Annotated in this window: 22 protein-coding genes and 1 tRNA gene; 6 read left to right on the plus strand and 17 right to left on the minus strand. The window is 58.9% G+C overall.

The features are described from left to right. Positions 1–10: 10 nt before the first annotated feature. The 3 genes from FEU76_RS18745 to FEU76_RS09960 all read right to left on the minus strand — a co-directional run bounded on the left by FEU76_RS18745 (position 11) and on the right by FEU76_RS09960 (position 2,799). Positions 11–139 carry a hypothetical protein gene (locus tag FEU76_RS18745; protein ID WP_260851395.1) on the minus strand — a complete coding sequence of 43 codons (129 nt, stop codon included), beginning with the start codon at positions 137–139 and terminating at the stop codon, positions 11–13. Next, entirely contained in the window at positions 136–1,344 is a 1,209-nt protein-coding gene (locus tag FEU76_RS09955; protein ID WP_144982619.1) for an MFS transporter, read from the minus strand. Before FEU76_RS09955 ends, FEU76_RS18745 begins: the two co-directional genes overlap by 4 nt. Positions 1,345–1,407: 63 nt before the next feature. Next, the gene (locus FEU76_RS09960) at positions 1,408–2,799 is read right to left on the minus strand and encodes a GntP family permease (RefSeq protein WP_144982621.1); all 1,392 of its coding nucleotides are present in this window, start codon (positions 2,797–2,799) and stop codon (positions 1,408–1,410) included. 295 nt (positions 2,800–3,094) lie between these two features. On the opposite strand from FEU76_RS09960, the gene FEU76_RS09965 reads away from it, so the two are divergent. Beyond that, complete coding sequence (locus FEU76_RS09965) at positions 3,095–4,441, plus strand: Na+/H+ antiporter family protein (RefSeq protein ID WP_039178232.1); 1,347 nt, start codon at positions 3,095–3,097, stop codon at positions 4,439–4,441. 68 nt (positions 4,442–4,509) lie between these two features. On the opposite strand, the gene FEU76_RS09970 is transcribed toward FEU76_RS09965, so the two are convergent. The 4 genes from FEU76_RS09970 to FEU76_RS09985 all read right to left on the minus strand — a co-directional run bounded on the left by FEU76_RS09970 (position 4,510) and on the right by FEU76_RS09985 (position 8,059). Beyond that, positions 4,510–5,244 (minus strand): RNA methyltransferase, encoded by a 735-nt coding sequence (locus tag FEU76_RS09970; protein ID WP_144982624.1) that lies wholly within the window; start codon positions 5,242–5,244, stop codon positions 4,510–4,512. 107 nt (positions 5,245–5,351) lie between these two features. Further along, a complete protein-coding gene (gene groL / locus FEU76_RS09975; protein WP_016913702.1) occupies positions 5,352–6,995 on the minus strand; it encodes a chaperonin GroEL in 1,644 nt (547 codons plus the stop codon). Positions 6,996–7,053: 58 nt separating this feature from the next. Continuing rightward, complete coding sequence (locus tag FEU76_RS09980; protein ID WP_016913703.1) at positions 7,054–7,347, minus strand: co-chaperone GroES; 294 nt, start codon at positions 7,345–7,347, stop codon at positions 7,054–7,056. A 229-nt stretch (positions 7,348–7,576) separates the two neighbouring features. Continuing rightward, complete coding sequence (locus FEU76_RS09985; protein WP_144982627.1) at positions 7,577–8,059, minus strand: FxsA family protein; 483 nt, start codon at positions 8,057–8,059, stop codon at positions 7,577–7,579. 160 nt (positions 8,060–8,219) lie between these two features. On the opposite strand from FEU76_RS09985, the gene FEU76_RS09990 reads away from it, so the two are divergent. Continuing rightward, complete coding sequence (locus FEU76_RS09990) at positions 8,220–8,981, plus strand: SDR family oxidoreductase (RefSeq protein WP_144982630.1); 762 nt, start codon at positions 8,220–8,222, stop codon at positions 8,979–8,981. Positions 8,982–9,040: 59 nt separating this feature from the next. On the opposite strand, the gene FEU76_RS09995 is transcribed toward FEU76_RS09990, so the two are convergent. From FEU76_RS09995 to FEU76_RS10005, 3 genes are all read right to left on the minus strand, one after another. Then, positions 9,041–10,030 carry a hypothetical protein gene (locus FEU76_RS09995; RefSeq protein ID WP_144982633.1) on the minus strand — a complete coding sequence of 330 codons (990 nt, stop codon included), beginning with the start codon at positions 10,028–10,030 and terminating at the stop codon, positions 9,041–9,043. A 34-nt stretch (positions 10,031–10,064) separates the two neighbouring features. Then, positions 10,065–10,694 (minus strand): hypothetical protein, encoded by a 630-nt coding sequence (locus FEU76_RS10000; protein ID WP_144982636.1) that lies wholly within the window; start codon positions 10,692–10,694, stop codon positions 10,065–10,067. Positions 10,695–10,867: 173 nt separating this feature from the next. Next, positions 10,868–10,952, minus strand: a tRNA-Leu gene (locus tag FEU76_RS10005). A gap of 84 nt (positions 10,953–11,036) precedes the next feature. Here FEU76_RS10005 and FEU76_RS10010 point away from each other — a divergent pair. Beyond that, positions 11,037–11,735, plus strand: a complete 699-nt coding sequence (locus tag FEU76_RS10010; protein WP_222114798.1) for a ComF family protein — start codon at positions 11,037–11,039, stop codon at positions 11,733–11,735. Positions 11,736–11,767: 32 nt separating this feature from the next. Beyond that, positions 11,768–12,754: a serine/threonine protein kinase gene (locus tag FEU76_RS10015; RefSeq protein WP_144982639.1), complete on the plus strand. Its 987-nt coding sequence runs from the start codon at positions 11,768–11,770 to the stop codon at positions 12,752–12,754. A 51-nt stretch (positions 12,755–12,805) separates the two neighbouring features. Here FEU76_RS10015 and FEU76_RS10020 read toward each other — a convergent pair whose 3' ends face one another. Further along, on the minus strand, positions 12,806–13,381 hold the full coding sequence (locus tag FEU76_RS10020; RefSeq protein ID WP_039178205.1) for a hypothetical protein: 576 nt from the start codon (positions 13,379–13,381) through the stop codon (positions 12,806–12,808). Between the two features lie 380 nt (positions 13,382–13,761). Here FEU76_RS10020 and folE point away from each other — a divergent pair, with 380 nt between their 5' ends. Both folE and FEU76_RS10030 read left to right on the plus strand, forming a co-directional pair. Then, entirely contained in the window at positions 13,762–14,313 is a 552-nt protein-coding gene (gene folE / locus FEU76_RS10025; protein WP_039178202.1) for a GTP cyclohydrolase I FolE, read from the plus strand. A 132-nt stretch (positions 14,314–14,445) separates the two neighbouring features. Continuing rightward, complete coding sequence (locus tag FEU76_RS10030; protein ID WP_144982643.1) at positions 14,446–15,903, plus strand: NAD-dependent succinate-semialdehyde dehydrogenase; 1,458 nt, start codon at positions 14,446–14,448, stop codon at positions 15,901–15,903. 48 nt (positions 15,904–15,951) lie between these two features. Here FEU76_RS10030 and purH read toward each other — a convergent pair whose 3' ends face one another. The 6 genes from purH to accB all read right to left on the minus strand — a co-directional run bounded on the left by purH (position 15,952) and on the right by accB (position 21,927). Next, positions 15,952–17,532: a bifunctional phosphoribosylaminoimidazolecarboxamide formyltransferase/IMP cyclohydrolase gene (gene purH / locus FEU76_RS10035; RefSeq protein ID WP_144982646.1), complete on the minus strand. Its 1,581-nt coding sequence runs from the start codon at positions 17,530–17,532 to the stop codon at positions 15,952–15,954. 61 nt (positions 17,533–17,593) lie between these two features. Next, positions 17,594–17,917: a DNA-binding transcriptional regulator Fis gene (fis, locus tag FEU76_RS10040; RefSeq protein WP_016913715.1), complete on the minus strand. Its 324-nt coding sequence runs from the start codon at positions 17,915–17,917 to the stop codon at positions 17,594–17,596. Beyond that, positions 17,914–18,954, minus strand: a complete 1,041-nt coding sequence (dusB, locus tag FEU76_RS10045; RefSeq protein ID WP_144982649.1) for a tRNA dihydrouridine synthase DusB — start codon at positions 18,952–18,954, stop codon at positions 17,914–17,916. Before dusB ends, fis begins: the two co-directional genes overlap by 4 nt. Positions 18,955–19,053: 99 nt before the next feature. Next, positions 19,054–19,968, minus strand: a complete 915-nt coding sequence (gene prmA / locus FEU76_RS10050) for a 50S ribosomal protein L11 methyltransferase (RefSeq protein WP_144982652.1) — start codon at positions 19,966–19,968, stop codon at positions 19,054–19,056. A gap of 126 nt (positions 19,969–20,094) precedes the next feature. Further along, the gene (gene accC, locus FEU76_RS10055; RefSeq protein ID WP_039178186.1) at positions 20,095–21,435 is read right to left on the minus strand and encodes an acetyl-CoA carboxylase biotin carboxylase subunit; all 1,341 of its coding nucleotides are present in this window, start codon (positions 21,433–21,435) and stop codon (positions 20,095–20,097) included. 30 nt (positions 21,436–21,465) lie between these two features. Next, on the minus strand, positions 21,466–21,927 hold the full coding sequence (gene accB / locus FEU76_RS10060; RefSeq protein ID WP_039178182.1) for an acetyl-CoA carboxylase biotin carboxyl carrier protein: 462 nt from the start codon (positions 21,925–21,927) through the stop codon (positions 21,466–21,468). Positions 21,928–22,245: the final 318 nt, after the last annotated feature.

Raw genomic sequence — 22,245 nt, forward strand, 5'->3', positions numbered from 1 at the left:
GGGGCCTCGATCAGCATAGCCGACTCCCCATCAACAGCAGGCCCGCATCCAGCGACTGCCACCCCCACCAGGCAAGGGCAGTTCCCCCGGCGATGGCCAGCGCCCCCAGCAGCGCTAGCGAAAGAGTCTGTGGTGTCATGGTGTCACCTGCGTGGGAGTGGTGCGTGCCAGCGGTTTTTCGCTGATGAACCAGTGCAAGGCGGCGGCCACTACGGAGAGCACGATGGCGATTTGCCAGACGGTATCGTAGTGACCGGTCATGTCATAAAGGTAGCCGCCAAGCCAGACGCCCATGAACGACCCCAGCTGGTGGAACAGAAACACGATGCCGCCCAGCATGGAGAGGTGTTTGACGCCAAACACCGACGCCACGATGCCGTTGGTCAGCGGCACGGTCGAGAGCCACAGCAAGCCCATGGCGACACCAAACGCGTAAGCACTATAAGCGCTCAGTGGCGCGACCAGAAACGCGGTGATGACCACGCCTCGAATCAGGTATAGCCAGCTGAGCAAGCGCGGCTTGGACCAGATTCCTCCCATCCAGCCTGCCGTATAGGTGCCCACGATGTTGAATAGCCCCACCAGGGCCAGAACGGTGGTACCCACTTGCACGGCAAGCCCGTTATCGAACAGATAGCCCGGCAAGTGCACGGCAATGAACACCACCTGAAACCCGCACACGAAAAAGCCCAGGCAGAGCAGCCAGAAGCCTTTTTGCCCGGCGGCTTCGTTGAGCGCGTCGCGCAGGCTCAGTTCGCCCAGCGCATGGGGGCGTGGGCGATCCTTGAGCATGGCGCCCAGCGGAATCATCACGGCGGCAATCATGCCCATGGCCAGCAGGGCCGCCGACCAGCCCAGCCACTCGATCAGCCCCAGCGTGCCCGGCAGCATGGCGAACTGGCCAAACGAGCCCGCCGCACTGACGATCCCCATGGCCATGCTGCGCTTTTCGGCGGGTACCGCTCGGCCAACAGCGCCCAGGATCACCGAGAAGGTCGTGCCAGAGAGGCCGATCCCGATCAGCAGGCCAGCGCTCAGGGTCATGCCTAACGCGCTGGTGGAAAGACTCATGAAACACAGCCCCAGTACGTAGAGCACGCCCCCGGCCACGATGATTCTGGCCGCGCCGAAGCGGTCTGCCAGCGCGCCGGTGAAAGGCTGTGCCAGGCCCCACATCAAATTCTGAATGGCCAGCGCCAGGGCAAAGACCCCGCGCCCCCAGCCAAGCTCACTGCTCATGGGTTCGAGGAACAACCCGAAACCGTGGCGCAGCCCCATCGCCGTAGAGATGATGAGGCTGGCCAGAAGAATCAGCAGCAGGGAGGAGTGTCGTGTAAGGGCCATGACGGGTCTCGTTGTTGTTCGCTGGTTAACACGTTAATCAACTATCGCATGGCTTACGCGGCTTTAGAAGCTTCCAAACAGCGTGCCCAGCGTAATCACGCTGATCAACGCAAAAATCGGCAGCACGATAGTGACCATGGCCACGTTGGCATAGGACTGGCGGTGCGTCAGCCCGCAAATGGCCAGCAGCGTAATCACTGCCCCCGAGTGGGGAAGCGTGTCCATGCCACCCGCGGCCAGGGTCGCGACACGGTGCATCAGTTCGGGATTGATGCCTGCCTGCTGTGCCATGGCCAGGTATTCATCACCCAGGGTTTGCAAGGCAATCGACAGGCCGCCCGATGAGGAGCCGGTAATCCCCGCCAGCACGCTCATGGCCAACGCTTCGGAAATCAGCGGGTTGCCGGAAACGTTGAGCACGGCATCACGGATGATCATGAAGCCTGCCAGGCTGGCAATCACTGCCCCATAGCCCACTTCGGAGGCGGTATTGAAAATCGGCAGCAGCGAGCCAAAGCAGCCCTGGTTGATGGTGTTTTTCAGATCTTTCCAATGGTTCCAGCGGGTAATGATCAGCCATGCCGAGGCGCTCAGCAGCGAGATCAGGATCGCCCACAGGCCAGTCTGGCGGCTGGGGGTGATGTTCTCGAAGGCGTCGCTGATATAGCTCAGATCCATGGCGGGGAAAACGCCATAGGTAAACAGCGCGTTCAGGCCGATGACCATGAGCAGGGGAATCAAGGCTACTGCCAAGGGGAGCGTGGGGGCGGGCGTGTCGTCCTGCTGGGGGTCGACTTCACGCTCGGTGTGCGTGCCGTAGCCTTCGCCGTTGGCGGCTGCCTTGCGAACCCTGGACTGCAGATAGTAGGTGCCCAGGCCCAGCATGATAAGCCCGGCAATGATGCCCAATCCGGGAGCCGCAAAGCTGTTGGTGCCAAAGTAAGGAATGGGAATGGCATTCTGAATGGCTGGGGTGCCCGGCAGGGCCGTCATGGTAAAGGTAAAGGAACCCAGCGCGATGGACGCAGGTATGAGCCGCTTGGGTACATTGGCCTGACGGAAGAGCTCACGGCTGATGGGATAGATGGCAAAGGCCACCACGAACAGTGACACGCCACCGTAGGTCAATACGGCACAGGCCATGACCACGGTCAGCACCACATGATGCGTGCCCAGCCGCTTGACGATACCGTTGGAAATGGACTGGGCGGCACCGGAGTCGGCCATCAGTTGGCCAAACAGGGCGCCTAGAAGGAACAGCGGAAAGAACTGAATGACGTAGTTACCCAGCGCCCGCATGAAAGTGTCGGTGTAAATGGGCAGCAGCAGGCCGCCATCACCGGAAAGCAGGACTGCCAGCGACGCCATGAGCGGTGCCAACAGCAGCACTGATATGCCTCTGTAAGCCAGCAACATCAGCAGTATCAGGGAAATGAGAATGGCGAAAATGCCCATGCAGGCTCCTAAGACATTGTTAAATTAGCAGTGTCGGTCATCGATGAAGGTCGCGATACTAGGAGGATTGTTGCATAGCAACAAGAGTGCTGTGACTAAAGTCTTAGCCTCTGCGCCAGTGTACTCTGGGATCAGATAAGCCTGATGAAGGGCGCGCTATCTGCTAAAATCCGCCGCCTGGTTTTAAAGGCATGGTTTAAAAACCTGGTTTTAAGGGCCTGGTTTCAAGAACTTGGTTTTAAGAACCTGGTGAAGACTTCGTATCAAAGACCTTCCATTAGCTCTGGATATTTCCATGAATGCAGTCATTCTTGCAGTGCTCGTGATGGTGACGCTGTCACTTCTTCGTGTATCGGTCGTGTTTGCTCTGGTGGTGGGGGCCCTGGTAGGGGGGCTGGCGGGTGGACTGTCGCTGGATGACACGCTCAGCGCTTTCAATGATGGCGTAGGCGGCGGTGCCCAGGTGGCGTTGGCCTACGCCACGCTGGGGGCCTTTGCGGTTGCTATTTCTCGCTCTGGTCTGCCGGATTTGCTGGCCACGCGATTGATCAAGCTGCTGGGTAAAGAGGCAACGGCAGCGCATCAGGCGCGGGTGAAAATGCTGCTGCTGGGCGCCGTGCTGCTGGTGGCGATTTCTTCTCAAAACGCCATCCCGGTGCATATTGCGTTCATTCCCGTCCTGATTCCGCCGCTGCTGGTGGTCATGAACCGCTTGCAGCTGGACCGCCGCGCGGTTGCCTGTGCGCTGACCTTTGGCCTGACAGCACCCTATATGCTTTTGCCAGTGGGCTTCGGGGCCATCTTCCTGAACGACATATTGTTGGCCAATCTGAACAGCGCAGGCGCGGCGGCGGGACTCGACATCACTCGGAGCATGGTGCCCATGGCCATGGCCATCCCCGTGGGCGGAATGGCCATCGGGCTGGTCGTCGCCCTGCTGTTCAGCTATCGCGGTCAGCGCCACTACGCCGCCAAGCCGCTGGCCGCACCTGCGGGTGAGCAGGCGCATACGCCCGCCGAGCCTCATATGCTGGGGTTGGTCATGTCGGGGGTCGCCATCGTGGCTGCGCTGGGCCTGCAGCTGTATACCGGTTCCATGATCGTGGGCGGCCTGGTGGGCATTGGCCTGCTGTCGTTGGGTGGGATTTTCAAATGGCGTGAGGCCGATGATCTGTTCACCAGCGGCATGCGCATGATGGCCCTCATCGGTTTCATCATGATTTCAGCGGCAGGATTTGCCGAAGTGATGAAAGCCACGGGGGATATCGAGGCCCTGGTGGCGGGCGCCTTCGAGCTGTTTGGTGACAATCGCGGCCTGGCTGCGCTGGTCATGCTGCTGGTGGGGCTGTTCATCACGCTGGGCATCGGTTCATCGTTTTCTACCATTCCGATCATTGCCGCCATTTTCGTCCCATTGGCGATTCAGTTCGGGTTTTCGCCCATGGCCACCGTGGCCTTGGTGGGCACCGCGGCGGCATTGGGCGATGCGGGCTCACCGGCATCGGACTCCACTTTGGGGCCCACTGCCGGCCTGAACGTGGACGGCCAGCATGACCATATGTGGGATAGCGTCGTGCCGACCTTCCTTCACTATAACCTTCCGCTGATTGCGTTTGGTTGGCTGGCGGCCATGTCGCTTTGATCTGCGCATCATCCGAAAAAGGCCGCCAAATGGCGGCCTTTTTTTGTCTGGCGGTTGGCGTGCGCTGCTTACTGTTTGGGCATGTGTGCCTCGAAGGCGCTCAGTAGCCCGCGGAGTAGCGATAATTCCTTGCGGCTTGGCTGGGCACGTGAGAACAGTGCCTGCAACTGCTCTTCGGTGCGTGCGTGAGGCTGGGTCAAAAAACCGCTCTCGTGCATGAGCCGACCCAGGTGTTCCTGGAAGTAGCCAAACTGTTCGCGACTGGGCGGCGCCGCTTCCAGGGGCCGTTGATAGACGAAATCACTGTCGTCGCGCCGTCGCCAGGCGCGATGCACTTCATAGGCAAGAATCTGCACGGCTTGCGAGAGATTCAAAATGCCGTAATCCGGATTGGCCGGTATGCTGACCTGGTGGGTGCAGCAGCGGATCTCGTCATTGGTCAAGCCGGAACGCTCGCGGCCAAACACCAGCGCCACGGGTGCTTGATGGGCATTGACGATGACCTGGTGTGCCATGTCGTCCGGTTCGTCGAAGTGGGGGAGCGGCATGCTGCGTAATCGGGCACTGGCCCCGACCACCTGAACGCAGTCCTGCAGGGCGTCTTCCAGGGTGCTGACGCAGCGCGCGTTGTCCAGCACATCGGTAGCGCCCGCCGCCAGTCGAGTGGCCTCTTCGTCAGGAAAGGCGCGTGGGTTGACCAGCACCAGCTGGGTCAGGCCCATGGTTTTCATGGCGCGGGCGGTGGCGCCAATATTGCCGGGATGAAAGGTGTGTACCAGCACGATACGAATATTGGAAAGCACGGGACGTCGAACCTGAAAGCTGCCAAGAAGAAAGGGGATGGTAACACGCAAAGAACCCCGCCGAAGCGGGGTTCTGAAGGACGTATTACGTCAGAGCGAGGTGGGGCTTACATCATGCCGCCCATGCCACCCATTCCGCCCATGCCACCCATGTCCGGGGCAGCTTCTTTCTCTTCCGGATCGTCGGCGATCATGCACTCGGTGGTGATCATGAGGCCCGCAACGGAACCGGCAGACTGCAGCGCAGTACGGGTCACTTTCGCAGGGTCGAGTACACCCATTTCGAACAGGTCGCCGTATTCGCCGGTCTGTGCGTTGTAGCCGAAGTTGCCTTCGCCATCTTTCACACGGTTGATGACCACCGCAGACTCTTCACCGGCGTTGGTGACGATCTGACGCAGCGGCGCCTGCATGGCACGCAGGGCCATGTTGATGCCGTGGTTCTGGTCTTCGTTGTCACCCGTCAGGCCTTGTACCTTGGCCATGACGCGTACCAGCGCCGTGCCGCCACCAGGTACCACGCCTTCTTCGACGGCAGCGCGAGTAGAGTGCAGCGCGTCTTCGACACGTGCTTTCTTCTCTTTCATTTCGACTTCGGTAGCTGCGCCTACGCGGATAACGGCAACGCCGCCTGCCAGCTTGGCAACGCGCTCTTGCAGCTTCTCTTTGTCGTAGTCGGAGGAGGTGTCTTCGATTTGCGCGCGGATCTGATTGACGCGTGCTTCGATGTCACCTTCTGCACCAGCACCATCGATGATGGTGGTGTTCTCTTTGGTCATGGTGATGCGCTTGGCAGTACCCAGGTGATCCAGGTTTGCCTGCTCGAGGGTCAGACCGACTTCCTCGGAGATGACCGTGCCGTTGGTCAGGATGGCGATATCCTGCAGCATGGCCTTGCGACGATCACCAAAGCCGGGTGCCTTGGCAGCCGCTACCTTGACGATGCCGCGCATGTTGTTGACTACCAGCGTGGCAAGCGCTTCGCCTTCGATGTCTTCGGCGATGATGGCCAGCGGCTTGCCTTGCTTGGCGACACCTTCCAGCACCGGCAGCAGCTCGCGGATGTTGGAGATTTTCTTGTCGACCAGCAGGATGTAGGGGTCTTCCAGCTCGACCGCCATGGTGTCCTGATTGGTGACGAAGTAGGGAGAGAGGTAGCCACGGTCGAACTGCATGCCTTCGACGACTTCCAGCTCGTCTTCGAAACCGCGACCTTCGTCAACGGTGATGACGCCTTCTTTACCTACTTTCTCCATCGCTTCGGCAATGATCTCGCCAATGCGCTTGTCGCCGTTGGCAGAGATGGTGCCTACCTGAGCGATGGATTTGGTGTCGGTGCAGGGCACGGACATGGCCTGAATTTCCTTGACGGCAGCGGTGACCGCCTGGTCGATGCCGCGCTTCAGGTCCATCGGGTTCATGCCAGCCGTCACGCCTTTCAGGCCTTCTGCAACGATGGCTTGGGCCAGCACGGTAGCGGTAGTGGTACCGTCACCTGCGGCATCAGACGTCTTGGAAGCGACTTCCTTGACCATCTGAGCGCCCATGTTCTCGAACTTGTCTTTCAGTTCGATCTCTTTGGCGACGGAAACACCGTCTTTGGTGACGGTCGGGGCGCCGAAGGACTTGTCCAGCACCACGTTGCGGCCTTTCGGGCCCAGCGTGACCTTGACGGCGTTTGCCAGGATATCTACACCACGCGCCATGCGTTTACGAGCGTCATCAGAGAACTTAACTTGCTTAGCAGCCATGTTCGTTACTTCCTAAATTGAAATTGAACGATGAACGTAAATGGGTAGCCGAGGCGTTTTAGCCTTCAACGACCGCCAGGATATCGGCTTCACTCATGATCAGAACTTCTTCGCCGTCGATCTTCTGCTTCTCGACGCCGTAGCCGTCCTTGAAAATCACCGTGTCACCCACTTTGACATCCAGCGGGCGAACGTCGCCGCTTTCAAGAATGCGACCATTACCAACTGCCAGGATTTCGCCACGCGTGGGCTTTTCCTGTGCATTGCCCGGAAGCACGATGCCGCCAGCGGTTTTCTGCTCTTCTTCCACGCGACGGATCACAACGCGATCGTGCAAAGGACGGATATTCATGCTCACGTTCTCCTGAGTAGTGTCAAAGCCCCTTGGGGCCATTAGCTTGAAGGAATTTCCGTGGGCAGCACCCGCGGAAAGCGAAGGCCTGTTGCCTTCATGTCAATGGTAACGCCATCAGGCATTACCGAAGTTGTGTGCTGACTCAAAAGTGGGGGCTGGTCACTGCCTTTCAAGGGGGGCGCCATAAAAAAATTGCGGATTATCAGTGCGCCTGGCCTGCTTCTGTTCACTGCCTGTGAGAAGACTCATCCTTGCTGATGAAGTCTCCTTCCAGCGGCCCCTCTGAGGAGGTCGAGCCAGGCTCGTGCTGATGGGGTGGCTCACGCTCTGGGGTTGGGCCTTGACGGGTGACCAGCGAGGCCTTGACGCCTAGCCAGGCCATCAGCTTCAACAATAGCTGCCGCGCGCTGGGAAGCAGGCACGCAATGCCCAGTGCATCCGAGAGAAAGCCGGGCGCCAACAGCAGGGCGCCACCGAAAATCAGGGCTGCACCTGTGAGCACTTCCTGGGAGGGGATTTCTCCCATCTGCATACGCTGGCGAGCACGCGCCAGGGTGGAGACTCCTTCCTTGCGAATCAAGTGCAGCCCGATAAACCCCGTGCCTAGCACCAGTGCCAGCGTCGCCAGAAGCCCGATCCGGCTTCCCACGGTAAAAAGAAGCACAAAGTCCAGTAGCGTGAACAGGGAAATAAAGAGAAGAATGGGCATGACCGACTCCAGAACAGACGTAATGAGTCAATATGGTGTCAGAATTATAAAAAACAATCTGCATTGTCTGCAGTGAGCGCAAGCGTTGGCCGAGTCGATTTTTTGCTGACGGCTATCTATGCTGCAATGCACAACCCCTGGTTTCGAAAAGGAGAGACGCATGCAGTTGAATGAGCAAGTGGTGGCGATTACCGGAGGCGCCCGCGGGTTGGGGTTTGCCATGGCAAAACATCTGGGCGCACAAGGGGCGCGTCTTGCCCTTCTCGACATGAGCGGTGAAGCGTTGGACGAGGCCGTCTCGAACTTGGCGGCGGCCGGTATCGAAGCGCAGGCGTTCGTGACCAATGTGGCAGATGAAGCCTCGGTGCAGCAGTCTTTTGCCGACATTGCCAAGCGCATGGGCGCGGTGAGTGGCTGTGTCAACAACGCCGGTATTACCGATGACAGCCTGCTGGTGAAAGCCAAAGAGGGGGTGGTGGAAAAGCGCATGTCGCTGTCTTCCTGGCAGCGAGTGCTGGATGTCAATCTGACAGGCGTTTTCTTGTGTGGCCGAGAAGCGGTCACCCAGATGATCGAGGCCGGTCAGCCGGGTGTTATCGTCAATATTTCGAGTATTTCACGTGCGGGCAACATGGGGCAGAGCAACTATGCGGCTGCCAAGGCGGGCGTACACGCGCTGACGGTGACCTGGGGCAAGGAGCTGGCCCGCTATGGTATTCGCACCGGTACCGTGGCGCCGGGGTTTATCGAAACCGACATGACGGCCTCCATGCGACCCGACATGCTGGAACGTATTGCCAACAGCGTGCCGTTGAAGCAGCTGGGCCAGCCCGAACATATTGCACGCAGCGTCGCGTTCATTTTCGAAAATGACTACTTCACGGCCCGGATCATCGAGTGCGATGGGGGGTTGAGGCTGTAAAAATCGCGACTTTGGGGCTTTGACTGGCGTGGTCAGCGCCCCAAGGGCTCCAGGAACATCTAGAAGTGAAAATAGTTGCGATGTATTTCACGCTGAAAATACATCTCGAGGCGCAGCGTCATGGCCCAGCGAGGGTCGTAACTGTCTTCTCGCTGGAAATGCAGTTCCGGTATGACATCGCCAAACAGGATGCCCTTGTGAATGTCTCTGCGGTAACGCGTCTGCAGATAGTAGTTGGTCATGCGCGGATTGGAGGCGCTTTCGCCTATCGCCAGGGCCGAGTAGCGAAGTGCGCTGCGTCGGTTGAGACGCTGATTCAGTTCAGCAACTTCGCTGAATTCCAGCGTATCTTCCTCTTCCCGCCACTGCAGCGTGCTGATGAAACGCAGGTGGAGATCGTCTGCCAAGGGGCGGCCAATGTCCCAGGAGGTACGTGCTGAGTAGCCTTCATTATTGAACCAGGAAACGCGGTTGTAGGACTCAAGCTGCCAAGGCCCGTCGCCTATATCCCACAGCCGTTCACTGGTGAATCGGACGTAGGGATCCAGTGGCATGCGCAGCCTTATACCTGCACCCACCCGGTTGCTCCAGTTTTCGCGTTTGTCACGCCGTTCCAGCCAATCAAACCCAAAGGTGGAGGTGCTGCGATCACGCTGGTCGTTATACAGACGGCCTGATCCCTGGTCTGCCAGAGTGCCTTGAGACTCTTCAGGATCACTCTCGATGATCAGTCGCAAGCGATCTTCCGTGGTCGGCAGGTCAATCCGGTAGCGCAGGCTGATGTCGCCACTGGTGCCGTCACCCTCCATCCAGTCCAGCTCTTGCCCCAGTCGTAAGTAAGAGTCGTTGTGCGCCGTAGCCGAGTCGTCGCCACCAAAAAAGGCATCGATGTTGCGAGAGGTGTTATCTACCCAGTCTCCAACGCGGGCACGAAAGGGTTCGACCCGCTCTTCGGCCCACTCGGGCAAATCGCTGTCCGTTTCATCAGCAAGCAGACAATAGGGCGTAAGCATGACGCTCAAGCACATGGTGGCAACGGTGAATCTCATCATTGGCTTCCCTGTTCATTATTGATCGAGTGCCTCATTGCGCTTTGTGCAGCTCAATCTCTTTTGCCCACTCTACAACGCGTTGACGGTCACGGCGACTGTTCATGCGCTGCGTATCCAGATGAACCGGCACCAGTTGGCGTGTTGGCTCTGCCTGGAGCGAGAGGTGGAAGCGTCGGGCAGCCCCTACCGGCATGTCCTCCGAGCCATAAATGGCGATGACGCGTATCTCCAGCGTCAGCGTCTGCTCACGCAGTAATGCGTCATCCAATTTCCAGTAGCGCGCCAGTTGCTGGACGATCGAACCAAACGTTTGAATATGCAGGTAGTCGCCAGAGGGCAAGGGGCCTTGATGGGTGCGGTAGCAAGCTTCGTTTTCCTCGCCACTTTGCTGCTGATACTCGACGATATCCAAAGGGTAGGCGCCTTCAGGGGTATGAAGCACTGCCACGAGGTGCTGGATATAAATTGCTTCGCTGCTCATGTTGCTGATCAGGCAAAGCGCGTCGGTGCCTACTCCCTTGCCACGATTGACGATGATGCGGGGTCGGCGTTGGCGAACATAGCCGTTGTAGAGCAGCTGCGCGTAGAAAAGCCAGACGAACAGAGTGCACACGCTGGCCACGGCAGAGATGGCCTGGGCGTGATCATTGAGCCATTGCATGGGGCGAGATCCTTCTCAAGTGCAATTATGGGACAACGGAAAAGATAGCCTGAGACGTGCTGTGTTCCATTCACCAGCATAGAGGCTAAAAACAAAAAAATTCGGTTAGCATAATGCTACCGAATTTTTGATCTTGCGCTAGTGGCAAAGAGTACCACACGACAAGTTGTGATTGGTGCGGATGGGGAGACTCGAACTCCCACACCTTACGGCACTAGAACCTAAATCTAGCGTGTCTACCAATTCCACCACATCCGCAGAAGACGCTGCGTATACTACCAATAAACGTATGAATGTCAATGCAATCATCCTGTTTTAAACAAGTTGGCAGAGGAGGTGGCTATGCGAATGGTTCAGTACGTGAACCAGTGGTTGTCGCGCCAATTGCCGGGCTACTGTGCGTTTTGCCTATCGGCGGATTGCGGTGAGCAGGGGTGGTGTGCGCAGTGCTTTCGGGAGCTGCCTTGGAACACGTCGGCATGCCCGCAATGTGCCGAACCCTTGCTCGCTGGTGGGGGTGGACGCTGTGGCCACTGCCTGGTAGCGGCCCCTGCCTTTACGCATACAACGGCGGCACTACGCTACCAGGAGGGTGTGGCGGAACTGGTGCATGACTTCAAATTTCATGGTTCCGCGCGAGCGGGAACGCTGCTGGTCGAGCTGATGCTCTCGACGCCTCCGGTGCAACTGGGGGGCGCGTTGCTGCCGGTGCCCATGCATCCTTCCAAGGCGCGCGAGCGAGGCTTCAACCAGGCTCAGTGGCTGGCCAGGCAATTGGGCAAGCGGCTACACCTTCCGGTGCTGGGGGCTGAGTGTCACAAGCGGCTGCCCTCGCAACGGTCACTGAATCGAGCCGAGCGTCAGCGTAACCTCGCAGGAGCCTACCGCGTGGCGGGGCCACTGCCAGAATGGGTCATCATCATCGATGACGTGGTCACGACGGGTGCCACGGGGCATGCGCTGGCGTTGGCGTCTCTGGCGGCGGGTGCCACGCGTGTGGACGTGTGGGCGGCGTCTCGCACGCCGCTGGAGAAGAGTTGATATACTGGCTGGCCCAATGAAAGGAGTGATCCATGGCGCACCCGTTTAGCAGCCTGTCGCCCGACCTGGTGATGTCGGCCATCGAGTCGGTGGGTATCTGGCCCGCAGGCGAGCCCTTTGCCTTGAACAGTTATGAAAATCGCGTGCTGATGTTTCGCGATGAAGAGGGCGAGCGCTGGGTGGTCAAGTTTTATCGCCCCGAACGTTGGGTGGATGCCGCGATTCAGGAAGAGCATGACTTCCTGAGGGAGCTGGCGCTGGCCGGTGTCCCGGTGATCGCGCCATGGTGCTCAGCTGATGGCGTTTCATTGCATCACTACCAAACTTTCCGCTTTTCGCTTTTCCCCCAATGTGCAGGCCAGGCGCCAGAGCTCGATAACCCCGCACACCTGTTTGCCCTGGGAAATGTCTTGGGGCGCTTGCATGACGTTGCCGCTCGCCAGCGGTTTCAGCATCGGAAGAGTTTGTCGCTCACGGATGGCGTTACCGATGCCGCGCAGCGAGTCCTGGCAAGCCCGCATTTGGATAAGTACCAGTCCCGGGCATACCAGACCGTGGTGGAAAAGTTGATGGGGCAGTTGGCGCGCGTGTCGCTAAGCCCCGACGCCTATCTGCGGGCTCATGGTGACTGCCATCTGGGTAATATTTTGGGGCGGGATGATGACTTTACGCTGGTGGATTTCGATGATTGCCTGATGGCGCCCGCCATCCAGGATGTCTGGATGCTGCTGCCTGTAGACGACCCTGAGCTTTGGCGTGGGCAGTTGGATGAGTTGATCGAAGGGTATGAAGAGGTGAGGGCATTCCCCGAGCATGAGTTGGTGTTGATCGAACCATTGCGCGCCTATCGCTTGATTCGTCACGCGGCCTGGCTGGTATCTCGCTGGGATGATCCGGCTTTTCCTGCTGCTTTTCCCTGGGTGGCAGAACGGGGGTACTGGGATCAGCACATTCGTCTGCTCGAACAGCAGAGCCTGCAGCTGGAATCGCCTGTATGGCTTGCTGGAGGCAATCGTTAAGCTGGCCTGGCACCGCCAGGCCAGCCTGCTCACGCCGTTGCTGGTGTCAGCTTATTGATTGCCTGTGGGCGCCTGGTCAGGGTCGGGGCGCTCGCTGGGGATAGGGTTGGCGACGCCATCCCCGTTGGCCTGCCTGCGCGTTGCATTGATTTCGGCGGAGGGGTTGTCCTGTGCATCGATACTGACGTTTTCATCCAGGGTCAGTAGAAAGGCCTCGCCTGGGGAGAGTTCACAGTTACCCGACGGGCACTCTATCCCGTATTGCCCATCCATCGCGTAGGCGCTGGCGGCAAACGTTCCCGAATAGATGGCGCTTTCACTGCCTTCGGTCTCGATGCAAGTAGCATCTTGCGTGGTGATACGTATCCGCTCGCCGCTCAGTTGGGCAGTAGCCACCATCAGGCAATACTCTGGCAGCTCGTGGGAGCTACCGTCGACTTGGGCAGGGTGTAGCAGAATATCATTGTGACGAGCATGCTGGCTGTCAAAACGCAGAGTCTCGATCACTTCTACACCCAGGTTGGCACCACTGGGCAGCGTCAGTTTGGGTTCTGCCGCTTGCAAAGGGCTGATGAATGCTGTGCCAAGCAAGGCCGTTAGCCAGTAGGCTGATGATTTAAATGACATAATGAGATCTCGATATAGTGCACCCGCCTGCCTGGCAGGAAATTGTGCCTTCATCATAGCACAGCACCGATAGGCACGAAGGGGGGAGCGTGTCACTCTGCCACAGCCACTTCATGTGCGTTAGAATACGTAACTGTATCGCTCTTGTTGTACATAAATTATTTTAGAGTATATTTCTTGTATAAGTTAGGGCTTTCGGCTTGCAAGACGATAAAGCGCCGCCCAGCACAGGGTGAGCCAACAATGAAGTGGTATGGCCGAGATTGACGTCACCATGCCGCACAAGACACATCAGTGTTCATGTCATGCCAGTTTCTTGCATGGCAGGTTGCACAAGGCGATCCAGTAAAAGCGAACACGTACCGAATATGAGGCCTACCATGACCGACGATATCGCCCAACATTACCGTCAGATTATCACCGCCCTGGGAGAGAACCCTGATCGCGAGGGGCTCCGCGATACACCCAAGCGCGCCGCAAAGGCCATGCAGTTCTTGACCGCAGGTTACAAACAGTCGCTGGAAGAGCTTGTCAATGGGGCCGTCTTCGAATCGCAAACCGACGAAATGGTGCTGGTCAAGAATATCGAGCTCTACTCCATGTGTGAGCACCATCTGCTGCCCTTCATTGGCAAGTGTCATATTGCCTACCTGCCCAGCGGCAAGGTTCTGGGCTTGTCCAAATTTGCGCGTATCGTCGACATGTATGCACGTCGCATGCAGATTCAGGAGAATCTGACCCGTGAAATTGCCGAGGCAGTGCAGCAGGTCACGCAAGCCAAAGGGGTGGCCGTCGTGATCGAGGCGCGCCATCTGTGCATGATGATGCGCGGCGTGGAGAAGCAGAACTCCAGCATGACGTCGTCGGTCATGCTGGGAGGCTTCCGTACCAACCAGGCAACGCGCCAAGAGTTTCTGACGCTGATCAGTTAAGGCCGACACGCACTCAGTTAAGGTGCGATACGTACAAGGATTCCTGACGAGAACTTGGTCAAGACTGCCATTTCGTCTTAGCATGAAGAGGTCAATGAGCCTGAAAGGCCATCCTCTGGTCAGGAGTTTGTCATGGAAGCGCTGAGAGAAACACAGCTTTACTGCCCATTTGCCTATATCGACGGCAGTTGGGTAGCCGCCGACAGTGGCGAGCAAATCAAGGTGGTGAACCCCGCCACGGGTGAGCTCGTAGGGGATATGCCCAAGCTGGGCAAGGCAGAAACCGAGCGTGCCATCGATGCTGCGTACGCTGCACTGCCTGCCTGGCGCGGCATGACGGCGCAAGAGCGTGCCGACGTGTTGATGAAGTGGCACGATCTGATGATGGAGCATCAGCAGGATCTCGCCATGCTGATGACCTATGAGCAGGGCAAGCCGATCAAGGAAGCCGCCGGCGAGATTGCCTATGCGGCCAGTTTTCTACGCTGGTTTGCCGAAGAGGCACGTCGAGTCTACGGCGAAACCATTCCTGCAGCCAAAGCCAATCAGCGTATCGTGGTGACCAAGCAGCCCGTGGGCGTTGTCGGTGCCATTACGCCGTGGAATTTTCCGGCGGCCATGATCACCCGTAAAGCAGGCGCCGCCTTGGCGGCGGGCTGTACCATCGTCGTGAAGCCTGCCAGCCAGACGCCGTTCTCGGCGACCGCCTTGGCGCTGTTGGCAGAACGGGCGGGCGTGCCGCGCGGTGTGTTCAACGTCGTGCCTGGGCGTGCGGCGGATATTGCCGAGGCGCTCACTCACTCTTCCAAGGTGCGCAAGATCACCTTTACAGGCTCGACCGAGGTGGGCAGCCAGTTGATGGCTCAAGCCGCTGAGCACGTTCAGAAGATTTCCCTGGAATTAGGTGGCAACGCGCCCTTTATCGTGTTTGAAGACGCCGACCTGGACGCTGCCGTCGAAGGCGCCATGGCCGCCAAGTTCCGTAATGCGGGGCAGACGTGTGTCTGTACCAACCGCTTTCTGGTGCAGTCCAGCGTCATCAATGCGTTTTGCGAGAAGCTGGCCGTGGCCATGAACAGCGAGCTGAAAGTCGGTGACGGGACGCGAGAAGGGGTCAATATTGGCCCGCTGATCGATGAAAATGGCGTCAAAAAAGTCAGCGAACACGTTCAGGACGCCATCGACAAGGGCGCCGAGCTGTTGTTGGGGGGCCATCCACATCCATTGGGGGGGAATTTCTTCACGCCCACGTTGGTCAGCTTTGCCAACGACAGCATGAAAGTGGCCCAGGAAGAGACGTTCGGCCCCTTGGCAGCGGTGTTCCCCTTCGATGAAGAGGAGACGGCGGTCGAAATGGCCAACGATACGCAGTATGGTCTGGCCGCGTATTTTTATTCGCGTGATCTGGCCAGGGTGTGGCGCGTGGCCGAAGCGCTCGAGTATGGCATGGTGGGGATCAATACTGGGCTGATTTCAAACGCTGCAGCGCCCTTTGGTGGCGTCAAGGCATCCGGCCTGGGGCGTGAAGGGGGGCAGCAGGGGCTGGAGGAGTACCTGGAAACCAAGTACCTGTGCATCGATCTGGGGTGACCCTCAAAAAACCCCCTGCGAAGTGCTTCGCAGGGGGTTTTTAAAGGCTTAGTGGCGGAAGTGGCGCATGCCGGTGAAGACCATGGCAATGCCCGCTTCGTTGGCCGCATCGATGACTTCCTGGTCACGCATTGACCCACCAGGCTGAATCACCGCAGTGATGCCAGCCGCAGCGGCGGCATCGATGCCATCGCGGAACGGGAAAAAGGCATCCGACGCCATGACGGAGCCAGGAACCGTGAGCCCTTCATCGGCAGCCTTGATACCCGCAATTTTTGCGGAGTAGACGCGGCTCATCTGACCCGCCCCCACGCCAATCGTCTGACCAGCCTTGGCATACACGATCGCGTTGGACTTGACGAACTTGGCCACGCGCCAGGCAAACGCCAGATCACGCAACTCTTGCTCGGTGGGCGCACGCTCGCTGACCACCGTCAGCTCCGCTTCAGTGACCATACCCTCGTCGCGCTCCTGGACCAACAGCCCGCCATTGACGCGCTTGAAGTCGTAGGCAGCCTGCGGTTGGCCTGGCCAATGTGCGCTGACATCCAGCAGGCGCACGTTCTGTTTTTCAGCCACGATAGCGGCCGCTTCATCGCTTACCCCGGGGGCAATGATGACTTCCACGAACTGACGATCAACGATGGCGCGGGCGGTGGCGGCATCCAGGGCGACGTTGAAGGCGATAATACCGCCAAAGGCGCTGGTAGGATCGGTGGCAAACGCTTTGTCGTACGCTTCCAGAGCGTTGGCGCCCACCGCTACTCCGCAGGGGTTGGCGTGCTTGACGATGACGCAGGCGGTGTCATCGAAAGCCTTGACGCACTCGAAGGCAGCATCGGTATCGGCCACGTTGTTGAAAGAGAGCGGCTTGCCTTGAAGCATGCGAGCGGTAGACACGCTGGGCTCGCTGGCCTCGGGGTCGACGTAGAAAGCTGCCTGCTGGTGCGGGTTTTCACCGTAGCGCATGTCCTGCTTCTTGTGCAGTTGCAGGTTGAACGTGCGCGAGAAGGTGGTTTCTTCGCTGGCCACTTTGCGGCCCAGGTAGTCGGCAATGGCGCCGTCATAACCCGCCGTGTGTTCGAATGCCTTGACGGCCAGGTCGAAACGCGTCGGCTGAGTCACCTGGCCGCCATGCTCGGCCAGCTCGTTCAACACGCGGGAGTAGTCGTCCGCGTTGACGACGATAGTGGTGTAGGCATGGTTCTTGGCGCAGGCGCGCACCATGGTAGGGCCACCAATATCGATGTTCTCGATGGCGTCTTCCAGCGTGCAATCCGGTTTGGCGATGGTGGCCGCGAACGGGTAGAGGTTCACCACGACCATGTCGATGGGGCTGATATCGTTATCGGCCATCACGGCGTCGTCCTGACCGCGACGGGCCAGAATGCCACCATGGATTTTGGGGTGCAGGGTCTTGACCCGGCCGTCCATGATTTCTGGAAAACCGGTATGTTCGGAGACTTCGATCACGGGGACGTCGTTCTCTTGCAACAGTCGGTAGGTGCCGCCGGTCGAGAGCAGTTCGACGCCATGTTTCACGAGGCCCTGTGCGAACTCGACAATACCGGTTTTATCGGAGACGCTCAGCAGGGCGCGGCGGACGGGGGTAGCGGTGCTATCAGCCATGGGAGTGCTCATGTATCAGGTCTAGGGTTGGAACAGCCAGGTTTAAAAACGGCAACGCCCCTTAAGGGGCGTCACGATCGATCAGTCCATACAGCTTGAGCTTTTTGCGCAGCGTGCCGCGGTTCAGGCCCAGCACGTCGGCGGCACGGGTCTGGTTGCCGTCGGTGTGCTCCAGTACGCAGGCCAGTAGCGGTGCCTCCACTTCGGCCATCACCATGGCATACAGGTCCGATGCCTGGCCTCCATCAAGGTGCTCGAAGTAGCGACGCATGGCCGTTTCGACAGCTTCCCGCAGCGGTTGAGGCTGGGCCGTGGTCGCCGGGTCCGCCAGGGTGCCCGCCAATGGTGATGAACTTTCGCTTGAGAGCAGGTCGCGTTCAGTCATGCGGCATGGGTTCCTTTGGCTAGCAAATGCTGGGAGGCGCTATGGGTCATGGCGTCATCAATCCATTGAAACTGCGCATCGGGTGATGCGAGCGCATTGAACTGCTGCTTCAAGCTGCGCTGCTCGGTATGGGTGAAGCGTGTGTCTTCATCGAGGTACCAGCCCACATGTTTGCGTGCAATGCGCACGCCCATGGTGTCGCCGTAGAACGCGTGCAGGGCGTGCAGGTGCTCGGTCAACACTTGGCGGCGCTCTGCCAGCTCAGGGGCGGGCAAGTGCTCGCCATGGGTCAGGTAGTGAGTGATCTGCTGGAAGATCCACGGGTTGCCCTGGGCACCACGACCAATCATGACCGCATCGGCACCGGTATGGCGCAGCACGCGGGCCGCCTTCTCTGGCGAAGTGATGTCGCCATTGGCAATGACGGGAATGGTGAGTCGTGACTTGATCTCGGCGATGGTGTCGTATTCGGCTTCGCCCGTGTAGCGCTGCTGGCGGTGGCGTCCATGGACGGCCAGTGCCTGTATGCCTGCCGACTCGGCCAGTTGGGCAATCCGCAGGCCATTGTTGGAGTCGGCGCACCAGCCCGTGCGGATCTTGAGCGTCACGGGAATATCGACGGCACTGACCACCGCATCGAGAATCTCGGCCACTAGGGCTTCATCGCGCAGCAGCGCTGAGCCAGCGGCCTTGTTGCACACTTTCTTGGCGGGGCAGCCCATGTTGATGTCGATGATCTGCGCGCCCAGTTCGGCATTCAGGCGAGCTGCTTCGGCCAGCATCTGCGCATCGCCACCGGCAATTTGTACTACCCGGGGCGCCGGTTCGCCTTGATGATCCATACGCAGCTGCGATTTGCGCGTGTGCCAGAGCGAAGGATCAGACGTGACCATTTCACCCACCACCCAGCCCGCCCCCAGGCGCCGGCACAGCTGCCGGAAAGGGCGATCGGTGACACCTGCCATGGGCGCAAGTATCACGGGGTTGGGCAGTTGATAAGGCCCAATCGCAGGGGGCTGGATAGTCATCATGGTCATGGCGGTGCACTTTGATAGGCATGAAAACGACGAATAGCGCGTTTCAAGGGAGCGTATGATACGCCTACTCGCCGCAGTAATGAAGGAAAGCGCAGCAAATTATGCGGGTCTCCAGCCGGTCAAGCGTACCCAGCCTTCACGCAGGGTTGGCTCTTCCATGATAAGTCCTTGGGCTTCATATGCTTCCAGTACGTCGTTGGCCTGTTTGGCAAGAATGCCCGAGAGCGCAATGTGGCCTCCGGGTGCCACGTGGCTGGCAATCATGCCCGATAGTTCGACCAGCGGGCCGGCCAGAATGTTGGCCGTCACGATAGGGTAGGTCTGGTCATCGGCCAGTTGCTCAGGGTAGTAAAGTGACAAGGCCTGTTCGGCAATACCGTTGCGCTCCGCATTGTCGCGACTGGCTTGCAGCGCCTGCGGATCGATGTCGGTTCCGTCGGCGCTGGACGCCCCCAGTTTCAGGGCAGCAATGGCCAGAATGCCTGAGCCGCAGCCCACGTCCAGCACGCGCTGGTTGGTCAGAACGCCTTGCACGGCCAGGTGGTCGAGCCATTCCAGACAGAGTGCGGTGGTGGGGTGCGTGCCGGTACCAAAGGCCAGGCCAGGGTCCAGGATCAGGTTGACCGCCTCTGCTTCGGGGGGCTCCAGCCAGCTGGGCACGATCCACAGCCGCTGGCCCATGCGCAGGGGAGTGAAGTCATCCATCCATTCCCGCTCCCAGTCCCGGTCGGCCAGCAGCTCGTACTCGATGGTGGGGCAGGGTTCGCCGGGCATGTGTTCTGCCCAGGCGGCCTCGATACGCTCCAGCATCTCGCTGATGCCATCGAGGTCATCATACAGTCCCGTCAATACGGTATCTTGCCAGAGTGGCGTGGTGCCTCGTTCCGGTTCGAAGACAGGGTCGTCGTGGGCATCCTGGAGGCCGATGGCCGTAGCACCCTCGTCCAGCAGCAGCTCTTCAAGAAGCTCGGCCTGCTCAGGAGCAACGTGCGCTTTTAATTGCAGCCAGGGCATGAGAAGTCTCCACGGGGTCAGTGAATGGTCATGAAACGCTCACGGGGTGGCAATCGCCACCCCGCGTAGACAACCTTGCGTTACTCCGATGAGGAGACGTCAGGTTTGCAAGCATCAGGTCACTACCTAGCTGCTCAGCTTCTTTTCCAGGTAATGGATGTTGACGCCACCCTGGCGGAAGTAGCTGTCTCGAACCAGGTCTTTCTGCAGGTCGATATTGGTCTTGATACCTTCCACCAGCAGTTCGTCCAGCGCATTGCGCATGCGGGTCAGCGCGATGTCGCGATCGGCACCCCATGTGATCAGCTTGCCGATCAGCGAATCGTAATGCGGTGGAACGGTGTAGCCCGTGTAAAGATGCGAGTCCATGCGAACGCCCAGGCCGCCGGGAGCGTGGAACAGCGTCACTTTGCCGGGAGACGGCATGAACGTACGTGCGTCTTCGGCATTGATACGGCATTCGAAGGCATGCCCATTGAGCTGAACGTCTTCCTGGCGAATCGACAGGGGCATGCCGGCGGCGATGCGCAGCTGCTCCTTGACGATATCCACGCCGGTGACCATCTCGGTCACGGGATGCTCCACCTGAACCCGAGTGTTCATCTCGATAAAGAAGAACTCACCCTCTTCGTAGAGGAACTCGAAGGTGCCGGCGCCACGATAATTGATCTCGATACAGGCCTGACGGCAGGCTTCCAGAACCTTGGCGCGTGCCTCGGGGTCGAGGCCTGGCGCTGGGGCCTCTTCGAGCACCTTTTGGTGGCGGCGCTGCAGGGAGCAGTCCCTGTCGAACAGGTGAATCGCGTTACCTTGGCCATCGGCAAGCACTTGCACTTCGACATGGCGAGGCTTCTCGAGAAACTTCTCCATATAGACCGTGCCGTCACCAAAAGCAGCATGCGCTTCGGTGCGGGTCACGGTAATGGCAGACAGCAGGTGCCCTTCGGTATGCACCACGCGCATGCCACGCCCGCCGCCGCCCGCTGCGGCCTTGATGATCACCGGGTAGCCAATGCGGCGCGCAGTGGCCATGTTGGTGGCATCGTCATCGCCCAGAGGGCCATCCGAACCAGGAACGGTCGGGACGCCTGCTGCCTTCATGGCCTCGATGGCGCTGACCTTGTCGCCCATCAGGCGAATGGTCTCTGCACGGGGGCCGATAAAGGTGAAGCCTGAGCGTTCTACCTGCTCGGCGAAGTTGGCGTTCTCGGAAAGGAAGCCATAGCCCGGGTGAATCGCGCTCGAATCCGTCACCTCGGCGGCGCTGATCAAGGCTGGGATGTTCAAGTAGGATTGCGCGGAAGCAGCAGGGCCGATGCAGACGGCTTCGTCTGCCAGGCGAACGTGCATCAGCTCGCGGTCGGCTTTGGAGTGAACCGCTACGGTCTTGATGCCTAGCTCTTTACACGCTCGCAAGATGCGTAGGGCTATCTCGCCGCGGTTCGCGATAAGTACCTTGTCCAGCATGGGAGAGTCCACCCGTATCGTAATGAAAGATTAAGCGAGGACGATCATGGGCTGATCGAATTCCACCGGCTCGCCATCTTCCACCAGAATGGCTTCGACCACGCCATCACGGTCGGCTTCGATCTGGTTCATCATTTTCATGGCTTCGACGATGCACACGGTGTCGCCTTGCTTCACGGTGTCGCCAACTTCAACGAAGGCCTTGGCGCCTGGGGCCGGACTGCGGTAGAAAGTGCCGACCATGGGGGAGTTGACGGCTTCACCGCGATAGCTGGCACCTTGGGGTTCCGCTTCGGCGCTGGGGGCGCTTGGCGCGGCAGCCTGTGGCGCGTATGCGGGCTGGGCGTATTGCGGCATTGGCTGTGGCTGCCAGCTGACTCCATTCGGATGGCGGCTGATACGAACCGATTCTTCGCCTTCCTGAATTTCGATTTCGCTGATGTTGGACTCTTCCAGCAGCTCGATCAGCTTTTTGACCTTACGAATATCCATCTATATAGCCCCAAACGTTAATCAATAAAACACAACGCAGCAGGTCGAACCTGCCTGCTTGCGTGCGGCGCAGTAAACCTGATTTTAAAACGAGGAGAACGCTGCACGATGGCGAACGTTACCCTTGTGTAAACGCTAAAAGATGAGCTTTTTAGCAAATATGGCTGCGGAGTTTGCCGAAAAAGTAGCGCACTGTCCAGTGATCGCCTCAGCCGTGACGAATTTTGCGACTTAAACGACCGTTTGACGACGTTGGCGACATAGCCTTAAAAAAATGGCCAGCGCACCGTACTGCGCTGGCCATGTCATTCAGACTAG

Origin of the sequence: Halomonas sp. C22, from assembly GCF_007655045.1 — a bacterium.
GTDB lineage: Bacteria > Pseudomonadota > Gammaproteobacteria > Pseudomonadales > Halomonadaceae > Vreelandella > Vreelandella hamiltonii.